18 protein-coding genes and 1 pseudogene are annotated in these 20,837 nt (G+C 61.1%); 10 read left to right on the plus strand and 9 right to left on the minus strand.

The window, feature by feature from the left end; translation table 11 throughout:
* Positions 1-196 precede the first annotated feature (196 nt).
* Positions 197-1,045: a LysR substrate-binding domain-containing protein gene (locus M0D67_RS30700; RefSeq protein ID WP_168435707.1), complete on the minus strand. Its 849-nt coding sequence runs from the start codon at positions 1,043-1,045 to the stop codon at positions 197-199.
* Between the two features lie 103 nt (positions 1,046-1,148).
* Here M0D67_RS30700 and M0D67_RS30705 point away from each other — a divergent pair, with 103 nt between their 5' ends.
* Positions 1,149-1,796, plus strand: a complete 648-nt coding sequence (locus M0D67_RS30705; protein ID WP_154560674.1) for a LysE family translocator — start codon at positions 1,149-1,151, stop codon at positions 1,794-1,796.
* A gap of 105 nt (positions 1,797-1,901) precedes the next feature.
* Here the strand turns inward: M0D67_RS30705 and M0D67_RS30710 are convergent, their stop codons facing one another.
* Positions 1,902-2,708 (minus strand): AraC family transcriptional regulator, encoded by an 807-nt coding sequence (locus M0D67_RS30710; protein WP_166618194.1) that lies wholly within the window; start codon positions 2,706-2,708, stop codon positions 1,902-1,904.
* 280 nt (positions 2,709-2,988) lie between these two features.
* Here M0D67_RS30710 and M0D67_RS30715 point away from each other — a divergent pair, with 280 nt between their 5' ends.
* Entirely contained in the window at positions 2,989-3,384 is a 396-nt protein-coding gene (locus M0D67_RS30715) for a hypothetical protein (protein ID WP_233464872.1), read from the plus strand.
* A 162-nt stretch (positions 3,385-3,546) separates the two neighbouring features.
* On the opposite strand, the gene M0D67_RS30720 is transcribed toward M0D67_RS30715, so the two are convergent.
* Positions 3,547-4,788: an NADH:flavin oxidoreductase/NADH oxidase family protein gene (locus tag M0D67_RS30720; RefSeq protein WP_154560676.1), complete on the minus strand. Its 1,242-nt coding sequence runs from the start codon at positions 4,786-4,788 to the stop codon at positions 3,547-3,549.
* A 59-nt stretch (positions 4,789-4,847) separates the two neighbouring features.
* Here M0D67_RS30720 and M0D67_RS30725 point away from each other — a divergent pair, with 59 nt between their 5' ends.
* A complete protein-coding gene (locus M0D67_RS30725; RefSeq protein WP_266240863.1) occupies positions 4,848-5,606 on the plus strand; it encodes a TetR/AcrR family transcriptional regulator in 759 nt (252 codons plus the stop codon).
* A 1-nt stretch (position 5,607) separates the two neighbouring features.
* Here the strand turns inward: M0D67_RS30725 and M0D67_RS30730 are convergent, their stop codons facing one another.
* Positions 5,608-6,261 carry a protein-L-isoaspartate(D-aspartate) O-methyltransferase gene (locus M0D67_RS30730; RefSeq protein ID WP_154560678.1) on the minus strand — a complete coding sequence of 218 codons (654 nt, stop codon included), beginning with the start codon at positions 6,259-6,261 and terminating at the stop codon, positions 5,608-5,610.
* Between the two features lie 244 nt (positions 6,262-6,505).
* Between M0D67_RS30730 and fusA the strand changes: the two genes are divergently transcribed.
* Both fusA and M0D67_RS30740 read left to right on the plus strand, forming a co-directional pair.
* Positions 6,506-8,557: an elongation factor G gene (gene fusA / locus M0D67_RS30735; protein ID WP_154560679.1), complete on the plus strand. Its 2,052-nt coding sequence runs from the start codon at positions 6,506-6,508 to the stop codon at positions 8,555-8,557.
* 35 nt (positions 8,558-8,592) lie between these two features.
* Positions 8,593-8,694: pseudogene (locus tag M0D67_RS30740) on the plus strand (DUF1989 domain-containing protein); the annotation flags it as partial.
* A gap of 7 nt (positions 8,695-8,701) precedes the next feature.
* Here M0D67_RS30740 and M0D67_RS30745 read toward each other — a convergent pair.
* Both M0D67_RS30745 and M0D67_RS30750 read right to left on the minus strand, forming a co-directional pair.
* Positions 8,702-9,478, minus strand: coding sequence for an aspartate/glutamate racemase family protein (locus M0D67_RS30745; protein ID WP_154560680.1), 777 nt, complete (start codon positions 9,476-9,478; stop codon positions 8,702-8,704).
* The gene (locus M0D67_RS30750) at positions 9,475-10,719 is read right to left on the minus strand and encodes a D-amino acid dehydrogenase (protein WP_154560681.1); all 1,245 of its coding nucleotides are present in this window, start codon (positions 10,717-10,719) and stop codon (positions 9,475-9,477) included. Before M0D67_RS30750 ends, M0D67_RS30745 begins: the two co-directional genes overlap by 4 nt.
* Positions 10,720-11,003: 284 nt before the next feature.
* Between M0D67_RS30750 and M0D67_RS30755 the strand changes: the two genes are divergently transcribed.
* The 4 genes from M0D67_RS30755 to M0D67_RS30770 are packed head-to-tail and all read left to right on the plus strand — an operon-like array spanning position 11,004 to position 15,654.
* Positions 11,004-12,197 (plus strand): branched-chain amino acid ABC transporter substrate-binding protein, encoded by a 1,194-nt coding sequence (locus tag M0D67_RS30755; RefSeq protein ID WP_154560682.1) that lies wholly within the window; start codon positions 11,004-11,006, stop codon positions 12,195-12,197.
* 25 nt (positions 12,198-12,222) lie between these two features.
* Positions 12,223-13,122: a branched-chain amino acid ABC transporter permease gene (locus M0D67_RS30760; RefSeq protein WP_154560683.1), complete on the plus strand. Its 900-nt coding sequence runs from the start codon at positions 12,223-12,225 to the stop codon at positions 13,120-13,122.
* A gap of 4 nt (positions 13,123-13,126) precedes the next feature.
* Positions 13,127-14,935, plus strand: coding sequence for an ATP-binding cassette domain-containing protein (locus M0D67_RS30765; protein ID WP_154560684.1), 1,809 nt, complete (start codon positions 13,127-13,129; stop codon positions 14,933-14,935).
* A complete protein-coding gene (locus M0D67_RS30770) occupies positions 14,923-15,654 on the plus strand; it encodes an ABC transporter ATP-binding protein (RefSeq protein WP_168435708.1) in 732 nt (243 codons plus the stop codon). The genes M0D67_RS30765 and M0D67_RS30770 overlap by 13 nt, the downstream gene beginning before the upstream one ends.
* Positions 15,655-15,732: 78 nt before the next feature.
* On the opposite strand, the gene M0D67_RS30775 is transcribed toward M0D67_RS30770, so the two are convergent.
* The 3 genes from M0D67_RS30775 to betC form a co-directional block, all read right to left on the minus strand.
* Entirely contained in the window at positions 15,733-16,881 is a 1,149-nt protein-coding gene (locus M0D67_RS30775; RefSeq protein ID WP_154560685.1) for a porin, read from the minus strand.
* A 324-nt stretch (positions 16,882-17,205) separates the two neighbouring features.
* Positions 17,206-18,156: a choline ABC transporter substrate-binding protein gene (locus tag M0D67_RS30780; RefSeq protein ID WP_154560686.1), complete on the minus strand. Its 951-nt coding sequence runs from the start codon at positions 18,154-18,156 to the stop codon at positions 17,206-17,208.
* A gap of 43 nt (positions 18,157-18,199) precedes the next feature.
* Entirely contained in the window at positions 18,200-19,747 is a 1,548-nt protein-coding gene (gene betC, locus M0D67_RS30785) for a choline-sulfatase (protein WP_154560687.1), read from the minus strand.
* A gap of 151 nt (positions 19,748-19,898) precedes the next feature.
* Between betC and M0D67_RS30790 the strand changes: the two genes are divergently transcribed.
* Positions 19,899-20,813 (plus strand): LysR family transcriptional regulator, encoded by a 915-nt coding sequence (locus tag M0D67_RS30790; protein ID WP_154560688.1) that lies wholly within the window; start codon positions 19,899-19,901, stop codon positions 20,811-20,813.
* Positions 20,814-20,837 lie beyond the last annotated feature (24 nt).

A 20,837-nucleotide genomic window follows, 5' to 3' on the forward strand; every position in this document is an offset into this window, starting at 1 on the left:
AGAAACCTGACCGGACGCAACACTCTCAAACATACCAGTCCTGTTGATAATTTATATTATGTCAAACAACAAGCCCTCGACGACACCATCACGCCAAACATCTGGCATGGAGGTGTGTTCACGCTTAGAGGGACACAGCGGTAAAGCGCAGACAATCGGCGTTTTTATGCGGCGATTCGGCCATCGAGCGACCGGTTCAAACCCTCAAATCAGCCAGAATCTGTTCAGCAAGAAAATCGCAGGGCGGTCGCCCAGACCGCGCACTGCGGGCCAAAACGACTTCGAGGTCATTCAATGCCGGCAACCCTTCGTTCTGCGATAGCTGAACGAGGTGCGCCGGTACGCTGCATCTTGCAAGAGGTGCGATCGCGAGCCCTGCTTCGACCATGCTGATAAGGCCCAACAAACTCGGGCTTTCGTAGGACATCCGGTATTTGATATTTTCGCGCTGGAGCGCGCTGATGGCGTGGGCACGCGCAGTACTGCCATGTGCGAAAACGGCAATCGAAAGCGGGCGCTCTTTCCACACTTTTCTTGCTGGCGACCCGACCCACACCATTGGCTCGAATCGGATGAATTCGCCCGCGACGCCCCTTGTTTTTGTGAAGCAAGCCAGGTCGAGCGTGTTGTCTTTGAGCAATGGAACAAGCTCACTGCTTGGCAAACCGATCACCCGAATTTCCACACGCGGATGAGCAACCGCGAACTTTGCCAGAACCTGCGGCAGCAACGATGAAGCGTAGTCGTCAGGAACACCGATGGTTACGCGGCCCTTCATCTCCGGGCGAACTACCGACGCCCATGCTTCCTCGCGCATCGCGAGCATTCGACGGCCATAGTCCAGGAGCGTCTTGCCCTCTGCGGTAATCGCTACGTTGCGGGTGCTTCGCACGAAGAGCGGTTTTCCCAGCGCTTTTTCAAGCGCCTTTATCTGCATGCTCACCGCCGACGGCGACCGACGCACGGACTCCGCACCTCGAACAAACGATCCTGTATCGGCGACCGCCACCAACATTTCAAGCACGTCCAGATCGAGTTTTTTCACTTTAGTCAGAAAATCTGAGTAATAGATTCAATTTAATGCGTTTTACTGGAGTATGCATCAAAGCGATACTACGACCGATGACCACTTGGGGGAGCCCGGGAAAATGCACGGTACGGTTTCGATTTACGGATTTCTGGCGGTCGGCGGAATGCTTGCTGTGACACCGGGGCCGAACATGATCTACGTGATGTCGCGCTCGATTGCGCAAGGACGCACGGCCGGGCTTATTTCGCTTGCGGGCGTCATGCTCGGATACCTCTTCTATATGTTTGGGGCAGCGTTCGGCATCACCGCCTTTTTCCTGAGCGTGCCTTATGCAGGCAGCGTTCTGGGCGCAGGGGGCGCTGCGTATCTGTTCTATCTGGCATGGCAGGCTGTGAAGCCTGGTGGCCGCTCTCCCCTGGAGGTTCGTGAGTTGCCTCGCGAACAACCTCGCCGGCTCTTCGCGATGGGCGCAACGACTAGTCTGCTGAATCCCAAGCTCGCGATGATCTTTCTGTCCCTGCTGCCGCAATTCATCAACTACCAGGACGGCAGCGTTCTCAGGCAATCGCTCGTGCTCGGTTCGTCGTTGATTGTCGCGTTCGCATCCGTCAATGGTTTCGTGGCGGTCTGCTCTGGGAGCATGGCGACGTTCCTCTCCAGTCGCCCGGGACTCCTGCAGGCTCAACGCTGGACTATGGGCGTTGTTCTGGTTGCCCTCGGCGCACATATGACCATCGATGCATTGAAGCTGGGCGGCATCATCTGATTGCTGCTCTCTGAATAGATTTGCCGCGAGCACGCGAGGTGGGGCATCTTCGATATAGAGCTACGCCTCGCGCCAGGTCGAGAGCGACCGCTACGCCCGGCTCTGTCACCGCCCTTCCCCGGCGACATATTGAACGCTGCGTCTGTATTGGCTGGGTGTCACGCCTTGCTGACGAACAAAGAAACGCGTGAAATTTCCCGGCGAGTCAAAGCCCAGATCGAGCGCGATATCCCGAAGTGCCATTTCCTGCTGCGAAACACTTTCGATCGACAGGTCCATCCTCAGCATGCTGCTGAAAGTCGCGGGCGTCATGCCTGTCTGCTTGTGGAATAGATGGAAGAAATGCGGACGCGATAGCCCAACCCGTTGTGCAAGATCGTCGAAGTCGGGTGTAAGGCCCATCGCCTGTTTCATTGCTTCGATCGCACGACGAATCCTGATGTCGTACGCGATACCGCCAACGAGTCCGGCTGCTGAAAGTACGTTCCCGTGGGGCGATTTGCCGACCAGTTCGCCTGTCATCTCGGCGATCAGCCCTTGGACCGCTTCAAGCGACCGGCCCTCACGGTCGGTCAGAATATCGAGCAGGTCAGAATGAAGGCGGCTGAGCTTCCCCTGCAACAGCACGGAAGAACTCGGAAAGAACCGGGGATGAATACTGTACGCGAAACGCCGGTCGACATCCCTCAACCAATCCGGCTCGAGATAAAGTGCGAGCAGCACCGTCGACTGCGATTGTGGGCGATGCTCATAGAAATGCGGCTCCCACGCATTCACGAGTAGCACGTTCTTGTCTGACAAAACATACTCACGATTGCGGACCCCGAACTGGATGTCAGGACCGCCTTCCTTGAAGATGACGTGGGAAACCCGATGTGCATGGAGGACCATGCTCTTGTCCAGCAGCAGCAACGCCACCCTTCCGAACGGCCCGTGAATGATTCGTAAAGGTTCCGACATGTAATGCCTCCTGCCGTCCTGATGAATTCAAAGCGTTCGCAGTGTCTCGGCCGCATCGCGCAAAAAAGTCACCATACGGAATGATAAATCGGCCTCGTCTGTGACAAGTCTGCATACGGCCGGAGCCACTGCAAGTGGGACATTCGCCTACTCTGCGTACAGGCCTTCCTGCACCGCAGCTATCGAAGTACGGCCTGACGGCCGACCAACACGTTTTGAAGTCCGAACGTGAATGGCGTTTGCTGCAATGCAGGATGCCTCTCGCTACATTCGCACACTCAAGGAGACGATCATGGCTGGTGTCGGCAGTGAAAAGGTATTTGAGAATGACAAAGTCATTGTATGGAACTTCGTTCTCGCTCCAGGCAAGGAAACGCCGGTACATACCCACACGCTTTCATACATGTGGTACGCGATCGAAGGTGCGCCCTTGCATATCTTTGACGAAAACGGCGGGGACCTCGGCATCTTCGAAGTGCCGACGGGCGCGATTTACTCACTCAAATGCGAGAACGGGTATCTGGAAGTGCTGTCCGAAATCGGCAAGGGCGCCAAGGTCCCCGCGACGCACAAGGCACGCAACGAGGGTAGCAACCCATACCGCGAAGTGCTGGTCGAGTATAAATAGCAGTACACCTGACTGAGTCTGTCTTGGCAGTATTCCCGAACGCCCCTTGATGCGAGGCGGCGTTCGGGCGATGCTGCAACTCCGCAGAAAACGCCATGCAAGCTTCACGCGCCGCTCGATGACGCGATATGGAAAACCGGTGGCTCCAGATCGGACAATGACTTAAGCGCGATGCTGCAGCAATGCGGTTATGTTGCGAGTCTCGAGTTCCGTGAACTGCTCCACGGCCTCGGCACCCGCCAGCGACAGATCCGGGTCGAGCCCGTCTGCCAGACGCTCAAGCTGCATGTTATTCCATGGCAGAAGATGAAACGGATGGAGCGCAGCCTCGGGACTAAGCGCACGATCAACTTCACCAGCGAGAATGCGTTTCGGAATCTCAGGATCGGCAATGATCGGACGGCCGAGCCCGATGACATCCAGTTCACCACGCTCCAGCGATTCGATCATGGCTGCCGTCGTGCGAAATCCGCCGACCACCATCACGGGCATCTTCGCTGCGGCACGAACGGAGGCGGCAAAATCCACGAAAAAGGCTTCACGCTTGACGGTGCTTTCGCGCGGTGCGTCTTCCCCCTCGTCCATTAGCGTAAGGCCCGCGATCTTCGGCTGCTCAAGCGAACCGCCCGATAGCTCGAGCAGATCGAGCGAAGAATCGTTGAGCTTCTTCACGAGTTCGATGCACTCGGCGTTGGTGAACCCGCCCTTCTGAAAATCAGATGAATTGAGCTTCAGCGCAACCGGAAAGTCCGGACCAACGGCGGAGCGAACCGCAGCCAGCACCTCGAGCACGAAACGGGAGCGGTTTTCAAGCGAACCTCCCCAGCGGTCCGTGCGCTTGTTGGCGAGCGGGCTAAGGAACTGCGAAATCAGGTAGCCGTGCGCCCCATGCAACGAGACACCGGTGAAACCCGCCTCGCGCACTTTCCTGGCTGCGAAGGCGAATTGCCCGATGGCCTGCTGAATCTGCTCTTCCGTCATTTCGCGCGGCGTGGCGAACGAAAAGCCGGCGCCCCGCATCACGTCGATATCCACTGAAGAAGGCGCAAGGGGTGACGTGTTGATCGCGTCTTGCACCTGCCGTCCGGTATGACTGAGTTGAGCCCAGAAATGCGCGCCTTCCGACGTCCCCGCAGCGGCGAGCCGTGCGAGTTGTTCCTGTCCACTGTCATCGTCGATCACGATATTGCCCGGGCGCTCGAGATGCCACCGGTCCACCTGAATATTGCCGGACAGAAGCAGCCCGGCGCCAGAACGCGCCCAGCGCCTATACAACGCTTCAAGGCGCGGCGTGGAATGATTGTTAGCGTCGGCCATGCCTTCGCTCATGGCCGCCTTGACGAGGCGGTTTGCGAGAATCGCGCCGCTGGGCAGCCGCAACGATTGTGAAAGAGGATTACTCATCTGAATGTCCATCGGGAAACGGTCACATGTAAGCCGAGCCCTTGCCCAGAAAGGCAAAGTTGACCCGGCACAGTAACGACAGCGATCGCTGTCGTTTGTTGTATAGTGATCGCTGTCGTATCATTCGTCAAGCAGATAAAAGAGGGACACTTATGGTCAAGACCTGGTCGGACGACAATCCGAAAGCCGCGTTGATGTCGCGCAAGCGAACGATGATCGTCGACGCTGCGCTGCGGGCCTTCCTTGAAAGCGGCTATGCCGAAAGCTCGGTCAACCGCATTGCCGCGGACGCCGGTGTGTCCATCAAGACGCTATATCGTCACTTCGAGAGCAAGGACGATCTGTTCAGTGCAGTGATGCAGGCGGCCTGCTCGCCTTCCGGCGCTCAATCGGCTGACGCGTCGGAACCCGCAGAACCGGGCGAACCAACCTGGTTTAGCGAACCTCCGGCCGTCGCATTGCCAATTGCGGGCAGCGATTATTTACGACACGCTCTTTCGAAAGAGCAGTTGGACCTTTATCGCGTCGTCACGCGGGACGCACCTCGCTTCCCCGAACTGGCGCGCCGCTATCGCGAGGAGGTGACGGGCACGCGCGACGCATTGTTCACGAGCTATCTTGATCGATGGCTGCCTGTCACGGGCTGGGAAGTAAGAGATAAGTACGGCGCCGGCGCAACCTTCGCGGCACTCCTGAAAGCCACGCTTTTCGACGATGCATTGCTTGGTTTAAAAAGCCCCAGCGAAGAAGATATCGCCGAATGTGCGGGTGATGCGGCCGTCCAGATGCTCGCGCTCATGGAAGCCGGTCGGCTCTAGCCTAGTAATCCGCCCAACCGTCCTCACCAATTAGCGGCACGAAGCTCACTTCGCCCAACCAGCACTCGTGATAATCCTGTTCGCCGTGACGCACCAGTTTGATCAATCGTTGATGATGACGCTCGCGCCCTACCGGCATCACGATCCGGCCACCAATCGACAGTTGCAAACACCACGTCCGCGGGATACGCGGGCCGCCAGCCCCGGCAATAATCGCGTCATACGGCGCATAGTCACTCAAACCGACCGTGCCGTCGCCAAGATGAACGGTCACGTTAGAAATGCCCAACCGCGCGAGCGTCTCGCGAGCGGAGTCGGCGAGCACCGGATCGCGTTCAACGGAATGGACGTGCTCCACGATTGCCGCCGCAATTGCGGCGGCATACCCCGACCCCGTGCCGACGTCGAGAACCCGGTCGCGCGGACCCAGTTCGGCCGCCTCCATCATCTGCGCGACGATTGCGGGCTGCGAAATCGCTTGCTGGCTCGCGATAGGCAACGCGCTATCGTCGTACGCGAATTCACGGAGTTGCGCAGGTACGAACTCCTCGCGCGGCACACTGCGCATCGCGGATAGCACGTTGGAATCGCGGATGCCCCGCCCTGCGATTTGCCGTACAACCATCCGCTCCCGGGCTTCCCTGAAATCGATCATTGTGGCCTCCGTCTGAGGGTCGACGCAGACTTTGCAGCAGGCTGCGCATAGCTTCCACCGGACGATTCAATTTTGCGCCTCGTTCGACGTTGGCGAACGCGCATCGGCCTTGCGTTCAACGCGGCCAGACGAATCACGTATTCGATGGCCACGCGCCTAAGGGTCCGCACTGATGGCGTCGTATGGCACACCGGTCCGTTTTCGCCAATAATGGCCCCACATCCACTACTGGACGAGGGCGGCCATGCATTACAGCCCCGACGCCATCCGCACCATCGCTCTGGTCGGCCATGCCGGATGTGGCAAGACATCGCTTGTCGAAGCCCTGCTCCACCAGGGTGGTGAGTTACGCGCCCCCGGCAGCGTGGAACGCGGCAACACGGTCTGCGATTTCGACCCGCTCGAACGCAAATATCACCACTCCCTTAACTCCGCCGTCGCCCATCTGCACTACCGGGATACCCGCATCTATCTGCTGGATACGCCCGGCTATCCGGACTTTTCCGGGCTGTCGATCAGCGCCCTGCCCGCTGTAGAAACCGTCGCCATTGTCATCAACGCGCAGACCGGCATCGAAATGACCACCCGGCGCATGATGGCGTGGGCGGAAAAACGCAAGCTCTGCAGAATGATCATTGTGAATGGTATCGATCGCGAAAAGGTCGATCTTCCGGGGCTTCTGACGCATATCCAGGAGGCCTTCGGCAAGGAATGCCTGCCGATCAACCTGCCGGCGCAAAGCGGCGGCCAAGTGGTGGATTGCTTTTTCAACCCCGCCGGCGAGGCCGACTTCCTGTCTGTTGCGGCGGCGCACAATGCGCTGGTCGATCAAGTGGTCGAGATCGATCCTGCTTTGATGGAGCTTTACCTGGAACAAGGCGAAGCCATCAGCCCGGAGCAGTTGCATGAGCCCTTCGAGCGGGCGCTGCGCGAAGCTCATCTGGTGCCGATCTGCTTCACGTCAGCGGCCAACGGTGCCGGCATCGCGGAATTGCTCGACGTGTTCGTCCGGCTTCTGCCCAATCCCATGGAAGGCAACCCGCCCCTCTTCTACCGCGATGCCCGCGGCCGCCAGGAAGTCGTGCGTGCCGAACCGGTCGCCGACAAGCATGTATTGGCCCACGCCTTCAAGATCGTCATGGACCCTTACATCGGCAAGATGGCCGTGTTTCGCGTCCATCAGGGCACGATCAGGCGGGATAGCCAGCTCTATATCGGTGACGCGCGGCAATCGTTCAAAGTCGCCCATCTGATGATGCTGCAGGGCAAGGAACACGTGGATGTTCCACAAGCCGGCCCAGGCGATATCTGCGCCACGGCCAAGATCGACGAGATCGGCTTCGATGCCGTCCTGCACGACGCCCCTGAGGACGGCAACATCCACCTGACCCCGCTCGACTTCCCCACGCCGATCTATGGACTGGCGATCGAGCCTGCGCGCCGAGGCAACGAGCAGCGCCTCTGGGAGATTCTGCAAAAGCTGAGTGCGGAGGACCCATGTCTGCGCATCGACCACCCGGTCGGCACCAACGAGACGGTGGTGCGCGGTCTGGGCGAGTTGCACCTGCGCCTCATGCTGGAGCGACTATCCGAGCAGTACAAGCTCGAGGTCGTGACGCGGCCACCTAAGATCGCCTATCGGGAAACCATCGGCGCCAAAGCCGAGGGACACCATCGCCACAAGAAGCAAACCGGCGGTGCCGGTCAATTCGGCGAAGTGATGCTGCGCGTGGAGCCACTGCCGCGCGGTACGGGTTTCGAGTTCGTCGACGCCGTCAAGGGTGGCGCCATCCCCGGCCAGTTCATGCCCGCCGTGGAAAAAGGCATCCTTCAGGTTATCGACAGTGGGCCGCTGGCCGGCTTTCCGATGCAGGATGTGCGCGTCACTGTCTTCGACGGCAAGAGCCATTCAGTCGACTCCAAGGAAGTGGCATTCATTTCCGCCGGCCGCAAGGCCTTCATCGACGCGGTGCTGAAAGCTCAGCCCGTCCTGCTCGAACCTATCGTGGACATCGAGGTGATGACGCCGGAAGCCGCGATGGGTGACATTATCGGCGACCTGTCCGCGAAGCGCGGGCAAGTCCATGGCACACGCTCGGCCGCGGGCAACACCGTAGTCGTCGCAGGCCAGGTGCCGTTGTCCGAACTCAACGACTATCAGTCGCGGCTGAACGCCATCGCGGGCGGGCACGGTAACTACAGCATCCAGCTCAGCCACTACGATCCGGTACCTCCCGCCCAGCAGGAGCGGATGGCGTCGCAACACAAGAAACAGGGTGACGGCGCGGCGCAGTGACCGGGCGCGCGTGCCCTTCCCCATGCTTCTGCACGACAACAGAAGGTCCGCAGGTGGCCGACCTGAACATGTGGAATCTGCACAACCCGCGCGAGCGCATGTGGGCCTCGCGCACGCGTCAGTTGCAGCAAGCGCACGCGCCAGTCACAGCGCAAACAACCTCCCGCGCTGAGGTTCGCGGTCTTCCACGCCCGCGAGTCGCAACGCGTGCCAGGCCATCGCGAAGTTGCTCGATATCACCGGCTTGCCGATCCTCGTTTCAAGTTCTGGAACGAGTTCGGCGATCCGCAAGCTCGTGCACGACACGAAAACGGCGTCCACGTCCGCGTGCCGTGCAAGGCGCTCGACAGCAGATTGCAGAGACGCAGTGTCGATCCGTGCCACTTCGTTATCGTTTGCATGCTCGAACGACGCCATGCGCGTAATGCCGACGCCGCGCGCCTCGATGTAGTCGCGCATATAGTCGTTGATCGAACGCACATAGGGCGTCAACAGTGCCGCGCGCTGGGCACCCAGCGCGCGTAGCGCAGCAAGCGCAGCGGTAATCGGCGTGGTGCACGCCACGCCCGGGCGCGCTTCGCGGATGCGCGCGAACACGTTTTCCTCGCCGATCACCATCGAGGCCGACGTGCAGCCAAACGCCACGACATCGATCCGCTCCGCCGGACGAATCAGCGCGACCGCCGAAGCGATGCGCGCATCCATTTCCGCAAGGCGTTCGGGCGTGATGTCCGGCGAGTTGAGCACGCGGCTCTCATAGAAAGCCACCCCATCCTGAGTCAGCAGCTTGCGCCACTCGTGTTCGATCGTATGATCGGTGGCGAGCACCACCAGTCCAATCGCGGCGCGCCGGCAGATGCCGTCGTCCAGCGCGAATTCGAGCCTGACGTAGGCATCGTCCTGCAGTGGATTCGTGCTCATTTCAGTGTCATCCCTGTCATGTCGAGTTCGGGCTGGCGACCGGCCATGATGTCGGCCAGCAGTTTTGCAGTGCCGCACGACATCGTCCATCCCATGTGCCCGTGGCCGGTGTTCAGGTACAGGTTCCGGTGACGCGTGCGGCCGATCAGCGGTGTCCCTTCGGGGGTCATCGGGCGCAGACCGGCCCAGTAGGACGCGCGGCTGTAGTCGGCGCCGTCGGGGAACAACTCGCGGGCCGCCTGCAGCATCTGCGTGAAATCAGCGGGCGTGTGGCGAGTGTCGTAGCCGGCGAACTCGGCGGTCGCGGTAAAGCGCAGCCGTTGGCCAAAACGCGCCCACGCCACGAGATTGTTTTCGTCGACGCCTCCCAGATCCGGCGGACGATGCTCGGGTCCGACAGGAAACGTGGCGGAATAGCCCTTTACCGGGTACACCGGCAACCGGTAGCCCAGGCGGCGCGCCAGGAAGGGCGACCAGGAACCGAGTGCGAGGACGAACTCGTCGCCCTGGATGAGGCCCGTCGGCGTGTGCACGCCAACGACCCGATCGCCGGACGCTTCGATCGCGCTAATGGGTGTATCGAATTCGAAACGCACGCCGACACGCTCACACGCCGCCTTCAGCTCGCGGGTGAACAAATGCGCATCGCCGCTTTCATCGGTTGGACAATAAATCGCGCCCGCGATCCTGTCACGGGCATGCGCGAGCGCCGGCTCGCGCGCGGCCACCTGCGCCGCATCGAGCGTTTTGAGCGGCAGCCCGTTGTCCGCCAGGATCGACATGTTCTGCGTGCCTCGCGCGAAAGAAGCTTCGTCGCGATACAGGTACAACAGGCCGCGACTGATGCGATCGTATTGCAGGTGTTCGGCCGCAGTCAGTTGCTGCAGTTGACTCTGTGCGTAGCGGCACAGCTGCACCTTACGCGTGGTGTTCTGACGTGAACGCTCCGCCGTGCAATTGCGCAGGAACTGAAAGCACCAGGCCCACATGTGAGGGTCCGCGTTCAGCTTCAGGCGCAGCGCCTGCCCGTCGACGAAGAGCGATTTCAGCAGAATTTTCGGCGCCCGCGGAGAAGCCCACGTGTACGAATGTCCGGGCGCGACCAGCCCGGCGTTGGCAAAGCTGGTTTCGAGCGCGACGCCCGGCTGGCGGTCGATCACCGTCACCTCGCGGCCCTCCCTGGCGAGGTACCAGGCGGCCGTGACGCCCGCAATTCCGCCCCCCAGCACAACGGTTTTCATGGCTGACTCAAGCCCCATGCAGAGCACTTACTCAATATAACGTGGTCGCTACGTTTTTGTACGGTGTCCTATACGCGGATACCCTATACCAGCGAAAGGTGCGGCGAGTTCTATCATGAAAAAACACGCTTTCATGGTAGCGCTGCGATGAGACCGCGAGTCGGGCCGTTGAACTGGCAGATTACAACTTGCATGCGACGTACGTTTCCATCCGTTTTCTGATGCCACCGGGATAGCCGTGTGGTGGATCGCTCCGATCCCTTTCACAATAAGGAGTTTCCAACATGATTGCTCAGAAGAATGGCAGGCCGGCCGCAAGTCGCGTCCTGCGCCAAACGACAATCGCGGCATCGGTGGCTCTGGCCGCGCTCGCCGGCATGGCCCCCAGTCCGGCACAAAGCCAGACCATCAAGATCGGCGTGCCCGTGCCGCTATCGGGCAGTTCCGCCAATGCCGGCACGGACATTCTCAACGGCGCCAAGCTTGCCGCCGCCAAGGTCAATGCCGCGGGTGGCGTGCTCGGCAAGCAGATCGAACTGGTGCCCGAGGACGACGCCTGCGACGCGCAGACTGCCGTGCAGGCGGCACAGAAGCTCGTGGACGCGGGCGTCGTTGCAGTGGCTGGCGGGTACTGCTCCAGTGCGGCGCTGCCGGAACTGACGACCTTTCATCGCGCCGGAATTCCCTATGTGCTGGACGCGTCGACCAATCCCAAGCTGACCGAGATGGGCTACGACAACGTGTTCCGCACGATTGGCCGAGACGACGAACAGGGGCCGTTTGCAGCCAGTTTCATGAAAAACTCGCTACACGCGAAACGCGCGGCCGTGATCAACGACAACACGACCTATGCCAAGGGCCTCGCCGACAACACCGTGGCCGCCCTGAAAAAGGACGGTGTCGAGGTCGTCTACGACGACGCCATCACGCCCGGTCAGATGGACTACTCGCCAACGCTGACCCATGTCGCCTCACTGAAGCCGGACGTGATCTACTACACCGGCTATTTCTCCGAAGCTGGCCTGCTCGTGAAAGAGGCTCGGCAACTCGGCCTGAAGATGACCTTGATGGGCGGCGACGGCACCAACGACCCAACGCTGATGAAGACAGCCGGCCCCGCGGCCAATGACATGATCATCACCACGGCGCCGCTGGCGCAGTTCCTGAGCGGCGCGCACAGCTTCGTCGACGACTATACAAAGGCCTACGGGCAAGGGCCTGGACCGTATTCGGTCTACGAATACGATGCCGTCGGCGTCACGGCGAAGGCGATCGCAGACGCAAAGTCGGCGACGCCCGCCGCGATCACGGCCGCCCTGCACAAGATCTCGAACTACCAGGGCGCAACTGGGACGATCGGCTTTAATCCGAAGGGCGACCGCAGCGTGGCGGTGTACATCACCATCATCGTTCGCGGCGACAATTTCGCCCCCTACCAGAAGCAGGATGCCGCGGGGCACTGGATGGCGATGAAATAGGCCCCGTCGCGCCGCGCGCCTCGCCATGAGCAACTTCTTCCAGTTCGTCATCGAAGGGCTGACGATCGGCTCGTTCTATGCGCTCGTCGCCCTCGGCTACACGATGGTCTACGGGATTATCCGGCTGATCAACTTCGCTCACGGCGACTTGTTCATGGTGGGTGCGTTCATCGGTTGGACCGGTCTGACGGTGCTTGCCGCAGCACACCTGCCGCTCGCGCTGGCGCTGCTGATCGCCCTTGTGGCCGCGATGACGGTCACGGGCGCACTCGGCCTCGCCATCGAACGCGTGGCCTACCAGCCGCTGTTGCGCGCGCCGCGGCTATCCATTCTGATCACCGCACTCGGCGTCTCGCTGGCACTGGAAAACGGCGTGCTGCTGCTTTACGGCGCCGGTTTCAACACCTATCCCCATGTGCTCAGCCAGGCAGGACTCGAATTCCAGGGCGTACAGATCACGTTCGCCCAGGTCAGCATCATCGTCGCCAGCTTTGCGTTGATGCTCGCGTTGTATTTCTTCGTTCACCGCACCTTCGTCGGCACCGCGATGCGCGCGCTGGCGATCGATCAGGACGCGGCGCGTCTGATGGGTATCAATGTCGAGCGACTGATCCAGTTGACCTTCTTCCTGGGCTCGGCGCTGGCCGCCGTGGCCGGCGTCATGGAAGGGCTCTACTACACGCAGATCAATTTCTTCATGGGCTTCGTGCTGGGCCTGCGCGCCTTCACCGCTGCCGTGCTTGGCGGCATCGGCAATATCCCGGGCGCAATGGCGGGCGGCATCCTGATTGGCCTGCTGGAGTCCTTTAGCGCGGGCTATGTCTCATCGCGGTGGACCGATGTGCTCGTGTTCGGCGTCCTGATCGCCGTGCTCGTGATCAAACCGACGGGTTTGTTCGGCGAGCGCGTCGTCGAGAGAATGTAGCGCTATGAGCGCCATGCAGGGGTTATCGCATCGAGCTCGTCCTGCCGGCGTCGCGCTGCTTATCGCCGCGATGGCGCTACCCGCTGTCGCCAGCAACTATATCGTCGATGTCGGCCTAACCATCGCCACCTATTCGATCCTGGGCCTCGGGCTGAACATCGTGGTGGGGTATGCCGGCTTGCTGGATCTGGGCTATGCCGCCTTCTTCGCCATCGGCGCCTACACGACGGCGCTGCTGGAAACGCTGTTGCACTTCTCGTTCTGGGAAACGCTGCCGTTCAGCCTCATATTTGCCGGTGCTTCCGGCATCGTCATCGGCTACCCTACCCTGCGCCTGCGCAGCGACTATCTGGCCATCGTCACGCTCGGGTTCGGCGAGATCACGCGCATCGTTGCCACCAATCTCAACATCACGGGCGGCCCAAACGGGATCTACGGCATCGCCAGCCCCAGCCTGTTCGGTTATGAAATCAGCTCGCCGGCTGCGGTCTACGAACTGGGCATCGCGTTCCTCGTGTTGGTGCTCGTGTTTGCGATCCGGCTTGGCCAGTCGCGGCTCGGGCGCGCCTGGACGAGTATCCGCGAGGATGAGGCGGCTGCCGAGGCCGTCGGCGTGCCGACACTGCGCGTCAAAATGCTGGCGTACATCCTCGGCGCGTTGATCGGCGGCCTCGCCGGAAGCCTGTTCTCCGCACGCTTCGGGACCATCGACCCGACCGGCTTCACTTATCTGCAGTCCGTGACGATCCTGATCGTCGTCGTGCTGGGCGGCCGGGGAAGCATTCCGGGCGTGATACTCGGTGCAGTCATCGTCGCCGGCCTACCCGAGGTGCTGCGTTTCCTCAACCTCTGGCGCATCTTCGGTTTTGCGATCGGGCTCGTGATCCTGATGCTGCTCAGGCCGCAAGGGCTATGGCCGGCACCGCTGCGCCGGGTGGCGGCACCGCGCGCGAGTACGGGCGATCCCGAAGCCCTGCCGCCCCGGGAAAAGGTCACCGATGAAATCCTGCTCGAGGTGCGCAACATGCAGCGCCGCTTCGGCGGCGTGCAGGCGGTCGGCGGTATCAGCTTCACCGTGCGCAACGGGGAAATTCTTAGCCTTATCGGCCCTAACGGTGCGGGCAAGACGACGGTGTTCAACTGCCTGACCGGTGTGATCCGCCCGACCGGCGGCCAGGTGCTTTGGCGCGGGGCCTCGCTGGCAGGCGGCGCGCCGCATCGCATCGTCCACGCCGGGATGGCGCGCACCTTCCAGGGCATCCGTCTGTTTGCCAACATGACGGCCTTCGAGAACGTGCTGATCGGCATGGATCATCGCCTTCATACGCCGCTCGTCGCCGAATTGCTGGCGTTGCCCTCCGCTCGCGCCGAAGAAGCGGATCATGCGGCAGAAGGCCTGCGCTGGCTCACGTTTGTCGGGCTCGAGGCGCGCGCGGGCGAACGCGCGGCCGACCTGCCCTATGGCGATCAACGCCGGCTGGAGATCGCCCGCGCCCTTGCCAGCAACCCGCACCTGCTGCTACTGGACGAGCCGGCAGCGGGGATGAACCCGACCGAGAAGCACGCGCTGATGGAATTGATCCGGCGGATCCGGGATTTCGGCGTGACTGTGCTACTGATCGAACACGACATGATGCTGGTGATGAGCGTGTCAGACCGGATCATCGTCATGGACCACGGCGTCATCATCGCCGAGGGGACGCCATCCGAGATCCAGGCCGACCCGCGCGTGATCGACGCCTATCTCGGCACGGCCGAAGCCGACGAAGCAGCCGACGATGCCGCCGGGGAGAAATCGCTGTGGGACTCCTAGAAATACGCGATCTGCACGTGGGCTATGGGAACGTGGAGGTTCTCCATGGCATCTCGCTGGACGTCGGAGAAGGCGAGATCGTGGCATTGCTCGGCAGCAACGGGGCGGGAAAGACCACGACACTGCGCGCCATTTCCGGCCTGATTCGCCCCCGTGCGGGACAGATTGTGATGGCCGGGCACGCTCTTGCCGGACTGCGCGCACACCAGATCGTGGCGCTCGGTCTTGGTCATGTGCCGGAAGGCCGCCGCATGTTCGGGGCACTGACGGTGGAGGAAAATCTGCGGCTCGGAGGCTATCTGATCCGGCGCGACAGCGCGGTACTCGAGCAGCGAATAATGGACGTGTATCAGACGTTCCCGCGGCTTGGCGAGCGGCGCAGCCAGCTTGCGGGGACGCTGAGCGGCGGCGAGCAACAGATGCTGGCGATCGCCCGTGCACTGATGCTGCGGCCACGCATCATCGTGCTCGACGAACCGTCCATGGGGCTGGCGCCGAAGCTGGTTCGAGCGATTTTCGGCATGATCGCCGACATCTGCAAGGAAGGCACGTCGATCCTTCTTGTCGAACAGAACGCGCGCCAGGCGCTGCGCATCGCGCAGCGGGCCTACGTGCTGGAAAGCGGCCGCATCGCCCTCGCCGGCCCGGCCCACGAATTGGCACAGGACAACCGGGTTCGCGCAGCCTATCTGGGCGGCAGCGCTGTCGCCACGGAGTGACGCCGGCGCTGATGGGGTGTTGCTCCGAGATCCACAGCGCCTGGCTGGCACTTGAGTGCCAGCCCCACCGCAGATGCGTCAGAACGAATGCCGCATCCCGATCCGCACATCGGACTGCGTATTCGACGACGACGGCGCGAAGCTATAGCCGATCACCGCGTTCACGCCATTCGACGCACGCAGATAGTCGCCGGAAATATACACATCGGTCCGTTTGGACAACAGGTAGTGCAGTCCGAGCGAGCCCTGGTTCCAGTGATTGCCTTCGAAGCTCGTGTGCTGATAGCCGCCATACAGCGAAAGCGCAGGCGTGAAGTTATACGACGCGCCCCCTTCATAAACCTGCATGTGCGAAGTCTGTCCGAAGCCCTTGATCGTCGTGTAGGTGAAATCGCCGGTGAGCATCAGGTCGCCGATCGTGTAGGCGGCGCCGACCGCAAACGCGCCTTGCTTGTCCACCGGGAATGCCGACGAGCTAAACAGATCCGTCACCGCGCCAGTGGCCGGATCGACGGAAACGGTCGGCTGGCCGAGGAAGGTGCGCGTGCCGATCATCGCGTACGGGTCGAACGCATAGATGCCGAACGGATTGTTCAACTGGGTATACGCCAAGCCCATGTTGAACGGACCGTGGTCATAATGCGCGCCCACGCTCCATGCGCTCTTCTGATGGAAGTTGCCGGCGGTGTTGCCGAACGAGTACATGCCGCCGAAGGTGAAGCCGGCGAAATCATTGGACAGGAACTTCACCGAGTTCGGCAGACGGTCGCCGTTCATCCGGTCGAAGTCGCCCTGGTGAATCGCGTAGCCGCTCGCCCATGCGGAGATGTTGTACAGATAGACGAACTCTTCGGTCATATCGAGCTGGTTACCGAACGAGAATGTCCCCCACGAGTTCTTGATGCCGACATAGGCCTGACGTCCGAATTCAGCACCGCCGAATCCCAATTGCCCATTGCCCAGGTGGAAACCCGATTCGAGTACGAAAACCGCTTGCAGGCCGCCGCCGAGATCTTCCACGCCTTTGAAGCCGATCCGGTTGCCGTACGAAATGCCGTCGTCGAATTTGAACTGGTGTGCGCCACCGGCATTGTTCACGTAGGTGATACCGGCGTCCAGAATCCCGTACAGGGTGACGCTGCTTTGCGCATGGACCGCCGTCGGTGCGCATACCGCGCTTGCCGCGAGGGCGAGTCCCGAAAGACTAACGGCATTTCTCTTCTTCATCTAATTCTCCCCTGCTCTTTGCCTGCGTATTTCGTTAGATAAAGCGATCCCTGCTGCGTGCTGTCTTCCAACGCGCGGCGCTTCTCGCATGACGGGCAGTTCGAAATCGGCTGAGACTGATTGAAACGATTGAAGCTCACTAACGCTGACCAGGCCGGCCGAAACTGACTCAGCCGGCCAGGCTGATTGAAGCTATCGGCACTGCATACGATCATCTGCATGCCTGCATCGACGGGTCAAGAATAAGTGTCCAGATTTAAGAGGATTCGACCGGATGCGACATGAATCTGTCGAGTAGCGACCTCGTAGTCGGGAATGCCGGGGTTATTTCACACCGAGTGCGGTTTGCACCGCTTGCAAGCCATTGGCGCCGCTGGCGGTGTTCACGCCGTCGAGCCATGACTTCAGCAATTCGGGGTGGCGCTTGAGCGCTTCGGTGGCGGCCGTGTCGACACCGGTCTTCTTCTCGAGCACCTCGGTGATCACGCCGTTTTCCAGATCGACATTGAATGTGAGTTGCCTGAACAGGCGGCCGACATTCGGACACTGCTCGGCGTACCCGCTACGCGCAACGGTATTGACCGTGGCGCCGCCGTAGTTCGGCCCGAAGTACCTGTCACCGCCGTCGAGGTAAGTCAGCTTGAACTTCGTGTTCATCAGATGCGGCTCCCATGCAAGGAACACGATCCATTTCTTCTCACGCACCGCGCGGTCGACCTGCGTGAGCATGCCGGTCTCGCTCGATTCGACGAGCTTCCAGCTACCGAGCCCGTATGCCTTGTCGTCGACCATCTTCTTGATGTTCTGATTGGCCGGCGCCCCCGGTTCGATGCCATAGATCTTGCTGTCGAACTTGTCGGCGTTCTTCGCAAGGTCCGCGAAGGAATGCACGCCCGCGGCCGCCACGTAGTCCGGCACCGCGAGCGTGAACTTCGCGTTGCTCAGATTCGGATGCACGACCTCGATCGATTTTTCATCCTCGAACGGCTTCACGACCGGTGCTTGCGCCGGCATCCAGTTGCCGAGAAACACGTCGATCTGCCCTTTCTTCAGGCCTTGATAGGTGATCGGCACCGACAGGTTCGACACGTTCTGATGGTAGCCGAGCGCCTTCAACAGCACACCGGTCATCGCATTGGTCGCGTCGATGTCGGTCCAGCCGGGCCCCGCCATGTTGACCTGCGTACAGGACTGCGGTTCGGCGGCCGCGGCAAAGGTGGCTGCCGCGCACAGCAGCGCAACGCCGGATACAGCCTGTTTGAAGAGCTTTTTCATCGTGTCGGCTTCCTGTAGATGGGTTGAATCGTGAGCGGAGACATCAGCGCGTTACAGCGGGAAAACGCGCCATCGCTTCGAGCGTGTCGAGGTCGATGTGATTGCGCATGTAGCGCTGGCTCGCATCGACATGCGGCTGCCAGTCCCATGACGCGACCGTGCCCTGCGTCGTGGCCTCGAAATGGAAGCGGCGGCGGTGCTGGCTTTTCAGTACGTCGTTGTGCAGCGCGGCGAGGTTCCAGCGTTGTGCGATCTCCTCACGAAATGCTGAGACCTGTGATGCATATTCGGCGCGCGCGGCGAGGTTCTCGCGTTCGAGCGGGTCCGTTGCCACGTCGTACAGTTGGTCAGGATCGGCAGGTGTGTGAATGAATTTGAAGCGCCCGCGTCGCAGCATCACGATCGGCGCTATAGCGCCTTCCGCCAGGTATTCACCGATCGCTTCGTCGTGGCCGCCGTGGGTGCCTTGTGTGCCACGCAGATGCGGTACGAGACTTTGACCATCGAGCGAATCCGGCCAGACTTTTGGCTGTTCGCCGCGCGCCAATTCCACTAACGTGGGCAGCAGATCGAGATGCGAGACCGACTCGTGCACACGATGCGCGTCGAAACGCTGCGGCGCATGAACGATCAAGGGTACGCGGCAGCCGCCTTCGAAGAACGTCATCTTGTACCAGAGCCCGCGCTCGCCGAGCATCTCACCGTGGTCGGACGTCACCACGATAACGGTGTCTTTCGCGAGCCCTGACTGTTCGAGCGCCTCGAGGATCGCACCGAACTGGTCATCGACGTAAGAGATCGCACCGTAGTAAGCGCGTCTTGCATTGCGGATCTGCTGGTCGGTCGGGGGCGTGCGGTCGGTTTCGCACACGTGGCGCAGGCGCTTCGAATGCGGATCGACTTCATCGAGCGAGTCGCGATGCGCGGGCAGATCGATGTCTTCATCCGCATACATGTCCCAGTACTTCCGCGGAATCGCGTATGGGTCATGCGGATGCGTCAGCGAGGCGACCATGCAGAACGGCCGTGCATCTTTGCCGGCATGCCGCTCACGTGCGATATCGAAGAGCTTCTGCCGCGTGGTGAAAGTGACTTCATCGTCGAAGTCGAGTTGATTCGTGCGCACGCATGGGCCCGCGTCGATCACCGAACTCATGTTGTGGTACCACGTGGGGCGCGTTTCGAAATCGTCCCAGTTCGGCGTCCAGCCGAAATCTGCTGGATAAATGTCTGTGGTGAGCCGCTCTTCAAATCCGTGCAATTGATCGGCGCCGCAGAAATGCATTTTGCCGGACAGGATCGTGCGATACCCGTCGGCGCGAAGATAATGCGCGAACGTCAGCGTTTGCGACGGAAATTCTGCTGCATTGTCATAGGCGCCGATCGCGGACGGCAGCTTGCCCGATAGAAAAGAAAAGCGCGACGGCGCACACAGCGGACTGGCGCAGTACGCCGAGTCGAATACCACGCCCTGCTTCGCGAGGCGATCGAGATTGGGAGTCTTCGTTAGACGATGTCCGTATGCGGCAAGCGCAAACGGCGTCATCTGGTCGGCCATCAGAATAAGGATATTCTGTTTCGTGTCATGCATTGGAGCGTGCCTCGAATAGAATCGCAAATAGAGGTGCGGGTGTCGCCGCAAGCGGGAAACCGGTGTGCCGGTCCCCGCGTGAACACCACTATTGCCGTCCAATTCGCCGCTGTGAAGACGGCAAATCGTTATGTGCCTATAAGGGGGCCTTATGTCGAGGCAGGATCGCTTGCCGCCGATGCAGGCGTTGACGATGTTCGAATCCGCAGCGCGTCTCGCGAGCTTCACAGCGGCTGCACGCGAGCTGGGCTCGACGCAGCCAGCGGTTAGTCAGCGTGTGGTGCAACTCGAAGAAGCACTCGGTGTACCGCTGTTCGAACGCGGCCATCGCGGCGTCACGCTGACGGAAGACGGTGTGCGCCTCTTCGAAGCGGTGCGCAATGCCCTCGACACCATCCGCGTCGCCACCGCCGAGATTCGCGCTCGGCGCACGCCGCAAACTCTCACGCTCTCCACCGACTTCGGTTTCGCGACCTACTGGCTGATGCCGCGCCTGTCTCAGTTCAAGGCGCTGATGCCGGACGTCGACGTCAAGATCATCACATCGCAGAGCGTATTCGATCCATCGCACGATCAGGCGGACATTGCGATTGCGTTCGGCGATGAAGATGCGGACCTGAGCGCGCGAGGCGCGCTCAAACTATTTCCTGAGCGTGTCACGCCGGTGTGCAGTCCGGTTTTTCTCGCGGCGCATCCGCAATTGCGCACGCCGTCGGACCTGTTGAGCTTGCCGCTGCTGCATCTCGAACCTACCCAGCCGGCGCGCTGGCTGTCGTGGGCCGACTGGTTCGCCGCGCAGGGTCTCGATGCGCCGGCCGCACATCGCGGCATCACGTTCAACAGCTTTACGCTCGTGGCCCACGCGGCGATCATGGGCCAAGGCGTCGCGCTTGGTTGGGCGCCACTGGTCGACGAGCTTCTTGCCACGGGGCAACTCGTAGAACTATTCGACACGCCGGTGGTGACTGAGCGGGGTTATCTGCTCGTCACCCAGCGCGCGGCGACACTCGCCGTCAGCGCATTTCGTCAATGGTTGCTCTGCGAATGTGGGCGCGATGCCGAATGAGCACGGCAAGCCGTCAATGCCGCC

This window comes from Paraburkholderia sp. SECH4, from assembly GCF_030511745.1.
In the GTDB taxonomy this organism is placed as follows: domain Bacteria; phylum Pseudomonadota; class Gammaproteobacteria; order Burkholderiales; family Burkholderiaceae; genus Paraburkholderia; species Paraburkholderia madseniana.

What these genes read in the sequence shown, in the direction of transcription:
- M0D67_RS30715 (WP_233464872.1), top strand. Translation starts at nt 2,989, where the DNA reads ATGGCGTTTGCTGCAATGCAGGATGCCTCTCGCTACATTCGCACACTC.
- M0D67_RS30730 (WP_154560678.1), bottom strand. Translation starts at nt 6,261, where the DNA reads ATGATCGATTTCAGGGAAGCCCGGGAGCGGATGGTTGTACGGCAAATC.
- M0D67_RS30790 (WP_154560688.1), top strand. Translation starts at nt 19,899, where the DNA reads ATGTCGAGGCAGGATCGCTTGCCGCCGATGCAGGCGTTGACGATGTTC.
- M0D67_RS30755 (WP_154560682.1), top strand. Translation starts at nt 11,004, where the DNA reads ATGATTGCTCAGAAGAATGGCAGGCCGGCCGCAAGTCGCGTCCTGCGC.
- M0D67_RS30775 (WP_154560685.1), bottom strand. Translation starts at nt 16,881, where the DNA reads ATGAAGAAGAGAAATGCCGTTAGTCTTTCGGGACTCGCCCTCGCGGCA.
- M0D67_RS30705 (WP_154560674.1), top strand. Translation starts at nt 1,149, where the DNA reads ATGCACGGTACGGTTTCGATTTACGGATTTCTGGCGGTCGGCGGAATG.
- M0D67_RS30780 (WP_154560686.1), bottom strand. Translation starts at nt 18,156, where the DNA reads ATGAAAAAGCTCTTCAAACAGGCTGTATCCGGCGTTGCGCTGCTGTGC.
- M0D67_RS30720 (WP_154560676.1), bottom strand. Translation starts at nt 4,788, where the DNA reads ATGAGTAATCCTCTTTCACAATCGTTGCGGCTGCCCAGCGGCGCGATT.
- M0D67_RS30765 (WP_154560684.1), top strand. Translation starts at nt 13,127, where the DNA reads ATGAGCGCCATGCAGGGGTTATCGCATCGAGCTCGTCCTGCCGGCGTC.
- M0D67_RS30750 (WP_154560681.1), bottom strand. Translation starts at nt 10,719, where the DNA reads ATGAAAACCGTTGTGCTGGGGGGCGGAATTGCGGGCGTCACGGCCGCC.
- M0D67_RS30760 (WP_154560683.1), top strand. Translation starts at nt 12,223, where the DNA reads ATGAGCAACTTCTTCCAGTTCGTCATCGAAGGGCTGACGATCGGCTCG.
- fusA (WP_154560679.1), top strand. Translation starts at nt 6,506, where the DNA reads ATGCATTACAGCCCCGACGCCATCCGCACCATCGCTCTGGTCGGCCAT.
- betC (WP_154560687.1), bottom strand. Translation starts at nt 19,747, where the DNA reads ATGCATGACACGAAACAGAATATCCTTATTCTGATGGCCGACCAGATG.
- M0D67_RS30745 (WP_154560680.1), bottom strand. Translation starts at nt 9,478, where the DNA reads ATGAGCACGAATCCACTGCAGGACGATGCCTACGTCAGGCTCGAATTC.